14 protein-coding genes are annotated in these 14616 nt (G+C 39.6%); 12 read left to right on the forward strand and 2 right to left on the reverse strand.

The features are described from left to right. Positions 1-10 precede the first annotated feature (10 nt). The 8 genes from BLS02_RS03485 to BLS02_RS03525 all read left to right on the forward strand — a co-directional run bounded on the left by BLS02_RS03485 (position 11) and on the right by BLS02_RS03525 (position 8333). Positions 11-694, forward strand: a complete 684-nt coding sequence (locus BLS02_RS03485; protein WP_092491568.1) for a hypothetical protein — start codon at positions 11-13, stop codon at positions 692-694. Further along, positions 694-1668 carry a Gfo/Idh/MocA family protein gene (locus BLS02_RS03490; protein ID WP_092491569.1) on the forward strand — a complete coding sequence of 325 codons (975 nt, stop codon included), beginning with the start codon at positions 694-696 and terminating at the stop codon, positions 1666-1668. Before BLS02_RS03485 ends, BLS02_RS03490 begins: the two co-directional genes overlap by 1 nt. Before the next feature lie 55 nt (positions 1669-1723). Beyond that, entirely contained in the window at positions 1724-2602 is an 879-nt protein-coding gene (locus tag BLS02_RS03495) for an ROK family protein (RefSeq protein WP_092491570.1), read from the forward strand. 9 nt (positions 2603-2611) lie between these two features. Beyond that, on the forward strand, positions 2612-3757 hold the full coding sequence (gene nagA, locus BLS02_RS03500; protein ID WP_092491571.1) for an N-acetylglucosamine-6-phosphate deacetylase: 1146 nt from the start codon (positions 2612-2614) through the stop codon (positions 3755-3757). Between the two features lie 3 nt (positions 3758-3760). Next, positions 3761-4846, forward strand: a complete 1086-nt coding sequence (locus BLS02_RS03505) for a GNAT family N-acetyltransferase (RefSeq protein ID WP_092491572.1) — start codon at positions 3761-3763, stop codon at positions 4844-4846. Positions 4847-4884: 38 nt separating this feature from the next. Beyond that, positions 4885-5694: an MBL fold metallo-hydrolase gene (locus BLS02_RS03510; RefSeq protein WP_092491573.1), complete on the forward strand. Its 810-nt coding sequence runs from the start codon at positions 4885-4887 to the stop codon at positions 5692-5694. A 261-nt stretch (positions 5695-5955) separates the two neighbouring features. Continuing rightward, entirely contained in the window at positions 5956-6597 is a 642-nt protein-coding gene (locus BLS02_RS03515; RefSeq protein ID WP_092491574.1) for an FIMAH domain-containing protein, read from the forward strand. A gap of 791 nt (positions 6598-7388) precedes the next feature. Then, the gene (locus tag BLS02_RS03525; RefSeq protein WP_092491576.1) at positions 7389-8333 is read left to right on the forward strand and encodes a sugar-binding transcriptional regulator; all 945 of its coding nucleotides are present in this window, start codon (positions 7389-7391) and stop codon (positions 8331-8333) included. 137 nt (positions 8334-8470) lie between these two features. Here the strand turns inward: BLS02_RS03525 and BLS02_RS03530 are convergent, their stop codons facing one another. Beyond that, positions 8471-9511 (reverse strand): zinc-dependent alcohol dehydrogenase, encoded by a 1041-nt coding sequence (locus BLS02_RS03530; RefSeq protein WP_092491577.1) that lies wholly within the window; start codon positions 9509-9511, stop codon positions 8471-8473. A gap of 16 nt (positions 9512-9527) precedes the next feature. After that, positions 9528-11177 carry a glycerol-3-phosphate dehydrogenase/oxidase gene (locus BLS02_RS03535; RefSeq protein WP_092491578.1) on the reverse strand — a complete coding sequence of 550 codons (1650 nt, stop codon included), beginning with the start codon at positions 11175-11177 and terminating at the stop codon, positions 9528-9530. Positions 11178-11367: 190 nt separating this feature from the next. On the opposite strand from BLS02_RS03535, the gene BLS02_RS03540 reads away from it, so the two are divergent. From BLS02_RS03540 to srlE, 4 genes are all read left to right on the forward strand, one after another. Next, a complete protein-coding gene (locus tag BLS02_RS03540) occupies positions 11368-12312 on the forward strand; it encodes a sugar-binding transcriptional regulator (protein WP_092491579.1) in 945 nt (314 codons plus the stop codon). A gap of 115 nt (positions 12313-12427) precedes the next feature. After that, positions 12428-12826 (forward strand): transcriptional regulator GutM, encoded by a 399-nt coding sequence (locus tag BLS02_RS03545; protein ID WP_092502497.1) that lies wholly within the window; start codon positions 12428-12430, stop codon positions 12824-12826. Continuing rightward, positions 12814-13356, forward strand: coding sequence for a PTS glucitol/sorbitol transporter subunit IIC (gene srlA / locus BLS02_RS03550; protein ID WP_092491581.1), 543 nt, complete (start codon positions 12814-12816; stop codon positions 13354-13356). Before BLS02_RS03545 ends, srlA begins: the two co-directional genes overlap by 13 nt. 24 nt (positions 13357-13380) lie before the next feature. Next, on the forward strand, positions 13381-14439 hold the full coding sequence (gene srlE, locus BLS02_RS03555; protein WP_092491582.1) for a PTS glucitol/sorbitol transporter subunit IIB: 1059 nt from the start codon (positions 13381-13383) through the stop codon (positions 14437-14439). Positions 14440-14616 lie beyond the last annotated feature (177 nt).

Here is a 14616-nt window from a genome sequence, read left to right on the forward strand (position 1 = left end):
AGGGAGAAGAATGGGGAATATTGTATTTGCAAGGTTAGATAAAATCGATTATCAAGCTACATTACGAACCATTGTAGATTCGGTTGAACGACAGGCGGAACAAGATGAAACGGCATTATTATCTTTAAGCAAGACTAAACTGGATGCTGTTTTACACGAAAATAATAACATATTTATTCCGTCGACCTTACTGGATAACGCTGCAGAAGGGGTAAATGTTTATTTTGATTTGGAAAACTATACGTTTTTCCAAAAAATAAAAGAGGTTATTGAAAAAGAAAATAAGCCAAAGGGTGTTTTTCGTTTAAGAAGAATAAATGGTAATGATGAAAGCAAGGAGCTGATTGCTGGTGATTTATATGTTCTTTCCTCACTATTAGGTGAAACGCAGGATATTCAAGTGAAGCATACAAATCAGACAGTTTCTCCTTACCATCTGATCGTCACTGTCAATTTTGGCGGTGGAACAATGGCACATTTGGAATATACATTTTCTGATCAGGATGAAAGCATTGAACTCGAGTGGAGCGGGATAAAAACTATCCTGGAATTCAATAGTGAAACGATGAATCCAACTGACCCATCGTTAGTTTATTCAGTAGACTCCATCATTGAGTCTGCTCATACAGCAGATCAAGGATTGATCAAACGTTTGAACAATTTCAGTCAGCTTGTAAACGGAGGTGCTAATTAATGAAAATTGGAATGATGAGTTTCGCGCATATGCATGCACACAGTTATGCGGACGGTTTGATGAAACTGCCCAATGTTGAATTAGTTGGAATCTTTGATGATGATTCAGATAGAGGAAAAGAAGTGGCTGAAAAGTATCTAACAAAGCATTTCAACGATCAGGAATCGTTTCTTGCGATGGATATGGATGCTGTCATTATTTGCAGTGAAAACTTCCGCCATAAAGAAATGGTCATAAATGCTGCCAAAGCCAATAAACATATTTTATGCGAAAAGCCAATTGCCACAACAGTAGAAGATGCACAAGAAATGATTAACATTTGTGACAAGAATGACGTAGTTTTACAAACAGCATTTCCGGTAAGATTCAGCTCCCCGATGCGGAAGCTAAAGAATATGATTGATGATGGAGAACTTGGTGACATTGTTGCTTTTCGTACCACAAACAGAGGTCAAAATCCCGGTGGTTGGTTTATCGATAAAGAGCAATCTGGTGGAGGTGCTGTATTAGATCATACAGTACATATGGTTGACATTATGCGCTGGTATTTAGGAAAGGAAATTACCGAAGTACATGCGATTGTAGACTCTTATTTTCATGACATCGCTATTGATGATGCAGGGCTGCTCACATTGGAATTTGAAAATGGTGTTGTTGCTTCACATGACGCGAGTTGGTCAAGATTTAAAGAATATCCAATCTGGGGTGATGCAACAATTGAAGTCGTCGGCACAAAGAAGACAGTGAAGGCTGATGCATTTAAAGAACATTTTAGAATGTTTACAAGCGGATCTAAATCGCTAAATCATGTTTTCTATGGAAATGATATGGATCTTGGCCTAATTCGAGATTTTGTTAACTGTGTAGAAGAGGGAAGAAAACCATTCATAACTGGAAGGGACGGTTTAAAGGCGCTGGAAGTTGCTTTAGCAGCGTATAAATCGAGTGAAAAGAAATCAGCAGTAAATTTATAAACATTGCGGGCACCTGTATAAGGTGTCCACTTTTATAAGAAGGAGGTAACAGCCAGTGTACACGATTGGAATTGATATCGGCGGTACCAAAATTAAATTCGGCATGTTTGATGGAAATAGTCAACTTGTTAAAGAGAATCAAATAAGAACGCCTAAGGAAGCAATTGTTGAAAATATGATTGATGCGCTAAAAGAACTTGTCCAGGATGAAAAAATTCAAGGTATTGGGGTTGCTTCAGCTGGGATAGTTGATTTTCATAATGGCGTAATAAAAAGCTGTCCTAATTTACATGCCTTAGCAAATGTGCCAATACAGGATATGCTGGAAGATGCCTTTCATGTTTCGGTTGTAGTGGGAAATGATGCGAATTGCGCAGCTTTGGCAGAAGGAACTGCAGGGGCGGCAAGAGCCGTCAGCAGTTATATTTGTGTCACACTAGGAACAGGTATCGGTGGTGGAATAATCCTTAATAATGAATTGGTTCATGGAAATAGCGGGTACGGCGGCGAAGTTGGTCACATGACAATTGTTCCAGATGGATTGGTTTGTGGATGTGGGCGTAAAGGCTGTTGGGAGGCATACGCATCAGGCAAAGCATTGGAAAGAATGATTTCAATTGAATCTGATTTAGCTTCGAAAAATTATCAGCCAGAAGATGTATTTAAAAACTATACGAAAGATGCATCCTGTAAAAGCGTTGTTGATCAATATTTAGAATACCTGTCAATTGGACTTATTAACCTGCAATATTTATTTGATCCGGAAATGATTGTAATTGGTGGTGGTGTGATTGATTCCAGCAAGTATTGGTGGAGTGAATTGGAAGAAAAAATGGCAGCAACAGCATCTGTTCCGATAGTATTACAGCAGGCACATCTAAAAAATAATGCAAGCATGATTGGAGCCAGTTCGTTAGTCAAACAAGGTAAGTGAGGGATTAAAATGTACTATTTAAAAGGTGATGTCATCACAGATGGGCGTATGATAAAGGATTGTTTTGTTGAAATAACGAATGGCGAAATAACCTGCGTTGGCAACGAGAAAGCAGCTAATAATGGTGCCGTATATGAAGTGAATGGTTTTATCTGCCCTGGATTAACAGATATTCATATTCATGGTGTAAATGGGTTTGATTTTATGGACAATCAGGAAGCATTTGCTGAAATCTCAAAATGCCTGCCGTGTTACGGGGTAACATCTTTTTTAGCTACTTCCAGAACAGGTACAGTTACCGATGTGAAGAAGTTTCTTGAGGGTGCCAAGTCGTATCAGGATAATCCGGCTGTTGGTGCTAACTGCCTTGGCGTTCATCTGGAAGGACCTTGGATTAGTCCGAAGTATAGCGGAGCACAAAGTAAGTCCTATATAAGGCAGCTCACCTGGAATGATGTCGATAATGTTTTGGATCCTTTTTTAGATACCATTTCTATTATTACATTGGCTCCAGAGGAAATGGAAGATTATGTGATACTAAATCACTTACATACAAACGGCATATACGTTTCAGCTGGACATACAAACGCAACAATTGAGGAAATCGGATTAGCAATAGAGTCTGGGCTGACACAAATAACGCATACATTCAATGCGATGAGTCCCGTGCACCATCGAACACCCGGGACCGCTGCTGCTTCTTTGTATTATGATAACCTAACATGCGAAATTATTACAGATGGTATCCATATACATCCCAGGATGATTGAGCTTCTATATAAGGTGAAGGGCAGTGAACGGATGGTCCTTATATCTGATTGTACGGGATATAACGAATTAGCTAATGGAGAATATTTTTTCCGGGAAAAGAACCTTATAAAGACTGGCAATAAAGTAACCTTGAATAACGGTCAACTAGCAGGAAGCGCAATTACGTTGGATAAAGGAATTAAGTATGTTGTGGACCAGTGCAATATTCCATTGGAAAAAGCTATTTACATGGCAACACAGGCACCGTTGAATGCAATAGATCAAGGAGAAAATAGAGGTAGAATTGCTGCAGGATATAAAGCCGACATCATGATTCTAGGTAACAATTTAACTGTTGAGAAAACAATTGTTAATGGGGAAACAGTTTACTCTGGAGGTGCATGATAAATGGATATTCGCCATTTAAAAGAACAGGAATTTGAACAGGCGATAGAATTATCCAATCAAACGTTTCGAGAAAAGGATCATACGTCAATGGGAGATGCATTCCCGCAGGTTTTCTCTAAGCAATTAAACCAGTCATTCGCTGCCTTTGATGGTGATCAATTGGTGAGTTTTATTGGATTAGTGCCATCGAAAATGGTCATTGGAAGTGCTGAATTAAATACTTTCTCGATTGGATCTGTTTGCACACATCCTGATTACCAGGGGCAGGGCATAGCAACTGCCATCCTAAAGAAAGTATATAACTTCATCGATCAGGCCGGAGCGTCATTGTTGTTTGTGTCTGGTGATCGCGGATTGTATAGGCGAAATGACTGTTATCATTTTGGAAAAGTGTACAATTATAAAATCGATAATATTCCTGAGGAACAAAATTATAAAGGATCAGTAAGGAAAGGTTCTGCGACAGATCTCTTTCAAGTTGATGATTTAATAAAAGCAAAAGAAGTTCGCTATGAAACTAATATATGGGAGTGGGCAATGCTTCTTGATGCAGGCGGTTATGCAAGTATTTTTAAGCAGAAACAAGCGTTATATGTTGCTGAGAATCACGGGACAATCGAAGCATATGTGGTAATTGGAGTACCTGAGAATGAATCTGCTATTGTAACGGACTGGGGTGGTAATCCAGAAGCAATCCGCGGGATATTTACGGATTTATTGGCCAACAATGTTGTACCGAAAATAGATTTAACTGTCCCTTGGCAGGAGTCGCTTCATGATAAGTTAAGTGATCTTCCATTCAAGGTCGAGCAGAATGGTGGCACCGTACATATTGTTAATGCTGAGAGATTAATAGAGCAGGTAATGCCGTATTTAATGGAGAAAAATCTTGCTGTGGTTGAGAAGTTGACGATAACTTCAAAAGACGGGAATGTAACCCTGCAGTATAATGAATCACAAGTCACATTGCTACCGGCAGATTTGGTAAAGGTGTTATTTGATTTTCAGGATAATGTTGAACTAGGTAATTTAAAGACATTGCTTCCTATTCCAATACCTAGTACAGAAGGATTGTATTATGTGTGAACAAAATATAATCAAATTTTCCAATGAGGTGATATAAAATGAAAATTCGCTTGCTAGGCAGTGCTGCAGCTGAAGGTATTCCAGCAATCTTTTGCCGGTGTGAGCTTTGTCAAAAGGCAAAGGAGCTTGGTGGGAAAGACATTCGAACGAGAACGTCAGCATTAGTAGATGATAATTTAAAGATTGATTTTCCACCAGATACTTTCATGCATGTATTGCGTGACGGAGATATGATCTCTGATTTTGAACATTTAATCATTACCCATACACATCATGATCACTTTTACCCGGAAGATATAAGAATGCGTACCCCCGATTTTGCTAAAGATTTCGGGGATGTTGTTAATATTTACGGAAATGAGAACGTCGTTCAACGTTGTCATGAAACACTTGAGAATGAGAAGGAGTATTTTAATATTGCGCCTGTCCAGGCTTTTACAACAAATGAAATAGGTGGCAAGTTAATAACACCTTTGCCGGCAGACCATAAACCGGACGAAAATAGTTTTATTTATTTTATAGAAAAAGAAGGAAAGACTTGTCTGTATGGTCATGATACAGGAGTATTCCCTGAAGAAACCTTTAATTGGTTAGCTCAACGTGTCATAGATATTGCTATACTTGATTGCACAAATGGGTTAATAGATAGAAAGACAATCCACATGAATATAGAAGCAGTTAAGGATACGAAAGCAAAATTTGCTGAATTAGGTGTACTTCATGAGAAATCCAGGGTTGTAGCAACACATTTTTCCCATAATTGCGGATTGTTGCATGATGATTTAGAAAAATTGCTAGTCCCATTTGGAATTGATGTAGCGTATGATGGGATGGAATTACAGGTATAGATAGACCAAGAATCGTTAATTTGAATTTTTTCACAGTTAAATATTTTTTGTAATGGAAATGTATATATGGATACTTATGGTGGTGCCCGCATTTACGAGATAGACCCAGAAAAGCGGAATGGAATAGTATTCGCAATATAATACAGAATTAAAGTATTATCGGACTAACATATCTAAACGGAATGGTTTATGGAGGTTCATCCAACGCTGGCGGACTTGGAATTGAACCGACCGCCCAAGAAGCAAAGGTGTTTGCCTATAGTGCAGATACAGAAGAGCAAACAACTTATCGGAAACAATGTGCACTTAACGGACTTGGATTGTGAAGGTAACATTTACTATGCCAACGGAGAAAATCTATTTAAATTACCTGTTCCATTAGAAACGGCTTCCATAACTGATGAAGAGGTGACAATAGTTCTAGTTCAAGGCGAAGAAACAAGTGCAGATCTTGCTGTCACACTGGCTAACGGCAATAATGTTGACTTAGCTGGAGCAGACGTTGAATGGACGAACAGTGCTCCACAAGTGGCAACAATAGAAAATGGAAAAATCACTGCTAAAAATGCGGGAAGCACTGTGATACAGGCGAACGTTTCCTATAACGGTGAAACTATCGCTTCCAATAAAATTGAGATCACAGTTCAAGTCACAACAACATCTCTAACAGAACAAGTGCAATCACTTGAAGAAGCAGGAGATATTGAACATTCAGTAGCCCAACAGCTTGTAAATCGCCTAGCACAAGCCAACCATCATTATGAAAATGAGGAAACAGACCAAGCAATCAAGCATCTAGAAGATTTCCTGAAGCACTTAGAGAATAGCAGTGTCGAGGAAGAGTTAAAGAGTTTACTTGAGAGTAACATAGCATCGATAAAAGAATCGTATTTACAGGACTAGCGTCATTAGGGAAGAGTAAGCATCTTTATGTTGCTTACTCTTTTTTATGGTTTGGGATCGAGCGAGCTGGGCTAAATTTCGAGCGTGGAGGGCTCAAACTCGAGCGAGTAGTCCTCAAACTCGAGCGAGGAGCCCTCAAACTCGAGCGAGGAGCACCCAAACTCGAGCGAATAGCGCCCAAACTCGAGCGAGTAACACCCAAACTCGAGCGAGTAGCCCTCAAACTCGAGCGAGCAGCCCTCAAACTCGAGCGAGTAGTGCGCAAACTCGAGCGAGTAGCGCCTAAACTTGAGCGAGCAGCGCCTAAACTTGAGCGAGCAGCGCTTAAACTCGAGCGAGCAGTGCTCAAACTCGAGCGAACAGCGCCCAAACTCGAGAGAGCGGGGCTAGATTTCGAGCGAGCGGTGTGGAAACTCGAGCGAGTAGTGCTTAAACTCGAGCGATTAGCGCCTAAACTCGAGCGAGCAGCGCCTAAACTCGAGCGAGCAGTGCTTAAACTCGAGCGAGCAGTGCTCAAACTCGAGCGAGCTGCACCCAAACTCGGGCGAGCAGCGCCCAAACTCGAGCGAACAGCCTTCAAACTCGAGCGAGCAGACCCCAAACTCGAGCGAGCCGCGCCTAAACTCGAGCGGCAGCACCCCTCCTTCCACTTACAATACGCTTGACACGATGCATCATCCCCATTAAACTCGTTACAAGGGTAATTATTTGGAACGGATGTAACGACACGCGCGCGTACTCGAATATAATGTTATACTTAGAATAGAAATTAAGAGGAAAAGAGCGATATTATGTTGAATTGGGAAGAACGCCGCTTGATGGTAAAGGTGGCCAAGTTGTATTATTTTGAGGGTTGGACACAGGCCCAGATTGCGGCACGAAATAATGTCTCCCGACCGGTTATCTCTAAGCTGTTAAACAATGCCAAAAAAGAAGGAATTGTTGAGATATATATTAAAGATGAGACAGTTCAAACGGTTGAACTGGAGCAAACGCTTGAAAAGAAATATGGATTGAGCGAGGTTATTGTTGTTTCGACTGCTGGATTTGCGCCGGATATGGCTAAGCGGCAGCTTGGTAAGACGGCAGCTTCGTATATAGCTAAGAATTTAAAAGGTATCAAAAGTCTTGGGATTTCCTGGGGTACGACGCTCCTTTCCTTGATTGAAGAATATCCTTATGAACGTAGGGATGATATTAATATTGTTCCAATTGTTGGGGGGATGGGGAGCGATTATGTTCACCTTCATTCCAATCAGCTTGCATTTAATCTGGCTCAGAAAATGAATACATCCTGTTCATATCTTTATGCGCCAGCAATGGTTGAGAGTGATGAGCTGAAGGAGCGGCTTGTTAACTCAAAGGATATTGCACATGTTTTAGAACGAGGGCGCAATGTGGACATGGCTTTAGTTGGGCTAGGGAATCCGTTTAAAAGTTCAACAATGGAGACGATAGGTTATTTGGAGGAAAGTGATTTAGCATCTCTCCGCAAGGCCGGTGCTGTTGGCGACATTAGCTCACGTTTTTTTGATGCGGTTGGAAAAGAAGTTGATCACCCATTAAATAATCGGGTAATTGGGCTGAATTTAGATGAGATCAGAAATATTCCTGAAGTAATAGGAATTGTCGAAGGCTCATACAAACTGGAGAGTATTGAGGCTGCGCTAAAAGGTGGGTATTTAAACGTATTAATTACCGATGACCGAACTGCTCAGGAATTACTTGAAGAATAATAAAAGGAATGAAGTTGGCCGCAAAACCAATTTCATTCCTTTTGGCAGTTAAGAAAGTGTAAATACTTTCTTACTGCATAAGAGCAACTAAGGCATTCCGCCATTAAAGCTTGGGCGAATGCCAAGTTTTCTAATTTTTATTCAGTTGGCTTCACAACACATTTGAGTCCTTCTTTACTTACCGCTGTTTCAAAGGCCTTGTCCGTTTCTTTTAGCGGAAAGGTATGGGTTATAAAGGATGAAAAATCAAGCAGTCCTTCATCAATCCATTTTACCGCCTCGATATGCAGATGACGTGGTGCACCGTGCGTACCAACGACCTTCAACTGTTTGTAGATGAAGTGATTTGTATTAATCGGAACTTCGGTAACATTTTTTATACCGGCAAAGAATAGTACTTTCCCTGTTTTCTTCACAACTTCCAATGCTTCCTTCTGCACTTCGGTTGAAGGTGCTGTGACAATGACAGTGTCAGCGCCTAGTCCTTGTGTTGCGTCACTAATTTCAAGTGCGGTGTCTGCTGAATTAGGATCAATGACAATGTCGGCGCCGCTTTCTAATGCTTTTTGTCGTCTTGGTGCAGATCTTTGCACGGCAATTACCTTGGCAGCACCCATTTTTTTCAATGCAGCAATATACATGCACCCAATCGCTCCAGCCCCGTAAACTACTACATTCTCTCCAGGTTTTACATCGACTTCATACAGGCCGCTTAACACACATGAAAAAGGTTCGGACAAACTGGCTAATTCATATGAGGTTGTATCAGCTATTTTTTGAATGGAGCCATTTTCAACAAATTTCTTTGGCAAAACAACATATTCAGCAAATCCGCCATCAACGTGATATCCCATTGATTTTCCTTCTACGCATTGATGTCCCTCATTTTTTTGGCAAAAAACACATTCGCCACATGGGATATGCGCGCCGAGGGTTACTCTGTCGCCGGTTTGAAACCTGGAAAGATTGCTGCCTGATTCGACCACTTCACCGGCAATTTCATGTCCGATAACGCGTGGGAAGTCAACCCTGGCATCACCATGCTGGTATACTCGAAGGTCTGATCCGCATACGCCAATCGCATGAACCTTGAGTAATATTTCATCACTAGTAATCTTAGGATATTCCCGTTCCTGTAATTCCAATGTTCGTTTATCTGTAAGAGCAACTGAATACATAACTGGTTCCTCCTTGCTATTCAACAAATGTTAATGCTTTTTTTATCTCGTAATTCATTTTTTCTATTTCATCGGTCGTTCTCGCCTCAGTCCATTCCAGTAATTGCGCCATTTCCTCAGTGACAATAGGCAGTGTGCGTTTTACTTTATCAAGATCAAATAAAAGATAGCTTGTACGGCGATCATAGAAATCAGCTAATGATGCTGCCATTTCATGTTCAACTGTATATCTTACTTCTGCTGCGATATTTCTTAACTCTTTATCCTCAAAACGATCATCATACCGGTCAATCAGTTTAAGCAGGTTTTCTGTGTTTGAGCCATACCGGAAAACATAGTCGTTAACCTCATCAATAGATAGATTCAAATGTTTAAATTTGCCGTGTAAATACGGGACATGTGATGTTATTTCCTCCTGAGAATTAAAATGTCCGCCAGATAATTTAACCTGGTCTGTTGTGTTTTTGGATTTGATTGAACTGTCTTTTTTCTCAATATGCTGTAATACCCGTTCAGCCATTTTTCTGTAGCCTGTTAGTTTTCCGCCTGCAATCGTAATCAGTCCTGTATCCGATTCGAAAATTTCATCATGTCTTGATAACTCTGCTGGTGAATTGCCATCTTCCCCTATAAGCGGGCGAATACCGGCCCAGCTTGAAATAACATCATTTTTTCCTAAGTCCAGAGATGGGAATATAGCATGCAGACAGCCAATTAAATAGTCTACTTCTGAGGATTTAACGTGAATATCATCCATATCCTGTTTGTAGATAGATTCAGTTGATCCAACATAGGTGCGGTTACCTCGTGGTATTACTGCAATCATGCGCCCTTTATGCTGAAAATAGATTGAAGATTTGACTGGCAGTGATTGATGGTCAAAAACAATGTGAATGCCTTTAGCAAGTACCATGTATTTTCCTGTTATTGGGCGATCTTTTTTTCGAACCTCATCGACCCATGGGCCTGTCGCATTAACGACATGTGTTGCAGTGACTCGGATGTTCTGACCTTGGTTAAGGTCCTTAGCTATTACACCTTTGACATGATTGTTCTCATCTTGAAGAAAGTCTGTCATCTCAGCGTAATTCAGGACAGTTGCACCTTTCTCAGATGCTGTTTTTGCCACTTCTAATGTTAAACGGCTGTCATCTGTACGATACTCAACATACGCCCCGCTTCCAGTAACGGTTTTCTCATTAAATAATGGCTCGTATTGCAATGTTTTTTTCTTACCGTGAATGGTATGACGTTCGTCCTTCTTTACGCCAGCCAGGCGATCATATAATGAAAGTCCAGCTTTTAATGTTAATAGATTATAAGATTCCCTTTTAATCAATGGGAAATTCATCTTAATCGGATAGACTAAATGACGAGCATTATTGTAGACAATATCACGTTCGCTTCCGATTTCTTTAATAACGTTGAAGTCCAATTTCTGTAAATATTTTAGACCTCCGTGTATCAACTTACCTGAGCGGCTGCTTGTTCCTGCCGCAAAATCATTTCTTTCAATCAATCCAACCTTTAACCCACGGTTTACTGCATCTAATGCGATACCACTTCCCGTTATGCCTCCACCAATAACCAACAAATCAAAATGCTCGTTCTCCATTTGTTTAATGGTGGAATTTCGGTCCAATGCAGAAAAAGTTTTAGTGCTCATAGTAGGTCCTCCAATTAAGCTGTTTTTTTACATATGTTCTATATAATTTCAATTGTAAATTTATTTGAATTTAGTATATCTTTTTTATTATCCTTAGTCAATAAGGGTATGAAATCGCTTTCTGATTTCTTGATTTGTTGTTAATATTAAAGACATCGAATCTTACGAATGTAACTAGGGGGATTATAGATTGGATGCAAAAGAGCGGAATTTAATTGCGAAGGTCTCAAAACTATATTATTTAGAAGGATGGACTCAAAACGAAATTTGCAAGAAAGTAGACTTGTCCAGACCTATTATTTCTAAAATACTTCAGCAAGCTAGAGAGAAAAATATTGTAGAAGTTTATATGAAGGATGAAACGGTTCATACCGTAGAACTGGAACGAAAGCTGGAAAAAAAGTATGGTCTGCATGAAGCGGTAGTAGTTTCCGTCTCTAATAAGGGTCCGGAAATGGTGAGACGTCGTTTGGGTCAAGCGGCTACTGCCTATCTATCTAAAAAAATAAATCAACTTAACACAATAGGGGTTTCCTGGGGTAAATCTGTATCTACTTTTGTAGAAGAATTTCAAAGTCAGCAGCAGAGTCATATTCATTTAGTCCCATTGATCGGAGGAATGGGGCAGGGGTTTGTGCAATATCACTCCAATCATTTATCGTTTCAGCTTGCTCAACAGTTAAATACTAGTTCTTCCTATTTGTATGCTCCCGCAGTGGCTGAAACTGCTGATTTGAAGCACGCTATTAAAAATTCTAAGGATGTAGCTGCTGTGCTGGAAGAGGGAAGAAAAGTCGATATAGCAATCGTTGGTGTAAGCAGCCCTTCGTGTGAATCAACAATGGTTGGAATGGGCTATTTAAATGAACAGGATGTAAGGACATTAAAAGACTCAGGGGCAGTTGGCGATATTAATTCATGTTTTTATAATAGGGATGGTCAACTTGTCCAGCATCCAATAAATGATAGAGTAATAGGATTAGATTTGGAAGAAATAAAAGAAATACCTGAAGTTTTAGCTATTGCTGAAGGAGCTTATAAGGCTGAAGGTCTTCATGTAGCCCTAAAAAGTAAATACTTGGATGTACTGGTAACAGATGACAAAACCGCGGAATCATTGCTGGAATACGATTAGTATTATGAAAAAACAAAAAAATTAAAAAATATATTGACATGAAGATGAAAGCGTTTTACTATTGTATTTACAAAAGTTTCACATGAATACAAATGTAAAAAAGGGGGGCGATACAATGTGGGGAACTTTTATTTTCATATTTGCCTTTATTTGGGGATTACAGTTTTTGATGACTCATTTTCAGGTCAAGCATTATAAGTCTGAAATTAAAAAACTGAGCAGAAGAGACTCTGGATATTTAGGAACAGGCTATTACAAGAAAAGATTAGGTAATGGCGCAATCATTGTACTTGTCTGTGATGAAAAGTCACATATTATTGATGCAAAAGTTATGAAAGGTATAACAGTTTTTGCTAGATTCAATGATATTAAACAATTAGTAGGTATGAAGTTGGAGGAGACGAGATTTGTAGATTTCTTATCAAAAAAAGAATATCACGCTCTTTCCAATGCCGTTGATATGATTAAAAAAGAATTAAACAAAGGAAAGGAGAATAAAGCATGGATTTCTTAATCACGCTTGCAGAAGGCTTTATTGGAATGTTCCAGGCTGGCGGAGATACATTTATGGGCCTTGTAACGGGCATCATTCCATTGTTAATTGTTTTGATTACAGCTGTAAACGCTTTAATTAAATTTATCGGGGAAGAAAGGGTATTTAAATTCGCTCAATATTGTACGAAGTATTTTATTTTACGGTATACGATCTTTCCATTTTTAGCAGTGTTTTTCCTAACAAATCCAATGTGCTATACGTTCGGTCGTTTCTTGCCTGAAAAACAAAAACCAGCTTTTTATGACTCTGCGGTTTCATTTGTTCACCCAATTACCGGTTTATTTCCACATGCGAATCCGGCTGAATTGTTTGTTTATACAGGGATAGCAGCTGGTATAACAGAACTAGGGCTATCTACCGGTCCACTAGCACTTCGGTTTTTACTTGTCGGAATAGTAGTAATGTTATTGAGAGGCTTTGTTACAGAGCTTATTACGAATCGAATGATTAAAAACAGACAACAGGAATCTGAAAATATTGCGGCATAGCAATAATGGTGAGGAGGATAATCTATGAGTGAATATCAAGCTGTAAAAGTTTCAAAAGGTTCATCTGGATGGGGAGGTCCACTTATTATCCATCCGACTGACGATAAAAAATATATTATATCCGTAACTGGTGGTGGGATTCATCCAGTTGCACAGGAAATAGCAGATCGGACAGGCGGTATTGCGATTGACGGCTTCCAAAAGTCAGTAGCAAAAGAAGAAATGATCTGCGCCGTTATCAACTGCGGAGGGACAGCCAGAAGTGGTGTGTACCCGAAAATGGGAATAAAGACTATAAATGTATTTAGTAATTCACCTTCTGGCCCGCTTGCCAAATTCATCAATGAAGAAAATTTTGTTTCAGGTGTTACCACAGAAAAGATTGGCCAGGCTGACGGTTCTTCTGAAGGAAACCAGCAAGAAGAAAGTAAGGACCAGGGAACAGGGAATGATGAATCGTTATTGGATAAAAATGTTGCAAAACAGAAGAAAGAAGAAGCAAAAGGAAAAGTTGCAGCACAAGAGGAAAGACAAGGTAAGAAGAAGAATATAATTAATCGAGTAATTGAAGTGCTCGGTGATAAGGTTGGGAACGTTGTCAGCACATTCTTCCAAGCTGGTAGAGATACAATTGATACAGTTATTAAGAACATTCTACCGTTCATGGCCTTTGTCAGTGTGTTAATGGGGATTATTAACTATACAGGAATTGGTGATTTCATCGCTAATACCGTAACACCATTGGCAACTTCATTACTGGGGATGTTAATACTTTCCCTTATTTGTTCCATACCAATCATTTCACCTTTACTTGCACCAGGCGCTGTAATTGCTCAGGTTGTAGGTGTTCTAATCGGGGTTGAAGTTGGTAAGGGGAATATCCCGCCACAGATGACATTACCGGCATTATTCGCCATCAACCCACAAGTAGGGACAGACTTTGTTCCTGTTGGCTTAACACTTGGAGAGGCTGAACCAGAAACGATTGAAGTCGGTGTACCAGCAGTACTCTTTTCCAGATTAGTTACAGGACCAGCTGCAGTTGTAATTGCATACTTTGCAAGCTTTGGGCTATACAGCTAAGAGTATTTAAGACGACACAAATTTATACCCTCTTTTCCAGTGAAGGAGGGTATAAAAATGATTGTGTTTTTACAAATGTAATCAATTGTTACAATTGTAAAAAAGTAATTGAATATCACACTTGTTTCGTGTAACATTCATCTTAGAAATGATCTTAACACAGGTAAGGAGATGTAT

Source organism: Virgibacillus salinus (genome assembly GCF_900102415.1).
GTDB lineage: Bacteria > Bacillota > Bacilli > Bacillales > Amphibacillaceae > Lentibacillus > Lentibacillus subterraneus.

Bases quoted from the DNA above. Each gene is read 5' to 3' on its own strand.
- BLS02_RS03530 (WP_092491577.1), bottom strand. From the start codon at position 9,511: ATGTATTCAGTTGCTCTTACAGATAAACGAACATTGGAATTACAGGAA.
- BLS02_RS03485 (WP_092491568.1), top strand. From the start codon at position 11: ATGGGGAATATTGTATTTGCAAGGTTAGATAAAATCGATTATCAAGCT.
- srlA (WP_092491581.1), top strand. From the start codon at position 12,814: ATGGATTTCTTAATCACGCTTGCAGAAGGCTTTATTGGAATGTTCCAG.
- BLS02_RS03535 (WP_092491578.1), bottom strand. From the start codon at position 11,177: ATGAGCACTAAAACTTTTTCTGCATTGGACCGAAATTCCACCATTAAA.
- BLS02_RS03490 (WP_092491569.1), top strand. From the start codon at position 694: ATGAAAATTGGAATGATGAGTTTCGCGCATATGCATGCACACAGTTAT.
- srlE (WP_092491582.1), top strand. From the start codon at position 13,381: ATGAGTGAATATCAAGCTGTAAAAGTTTCAAAAGGTTCATCTGGATGG.
- BLS02_RS03545 (WP_092502497.1), top strand. From the start codon at position 12,428: ATGTGGGGAACTTTTATTTTCATATTTGCCTTTATTTGGGGATTACAG.
- BLS02_RS03525 (WP_092491576.1), top strand. From the start codon at position 7,389: ATGTTGAATTGGGAAGAACGCCGCTTGATGGTAAAGGTGGCCAAGTTG.
- BLS02_RS03505 (WP_092491572.1), top strand. From the start codon at position 3,761: ATGGATATTCGCCATTTAAAAGAACAGGAATTTGAACAGGCGATAGAA.
- BLS02_RS03510 (WP_092491573.1), top strand. From the start codon at position 4,885: ATGAAAATTCGCTTGCTAGGCAGTGCTGCAGCTGAAGGTATTCCAGCA.
- nagA (WP_092491571.1), top strand. From the start codon at position 2,612: ATGTACTATTTAAAAGGTGATGTCATCACAGATGGGCGTATGATAAAG.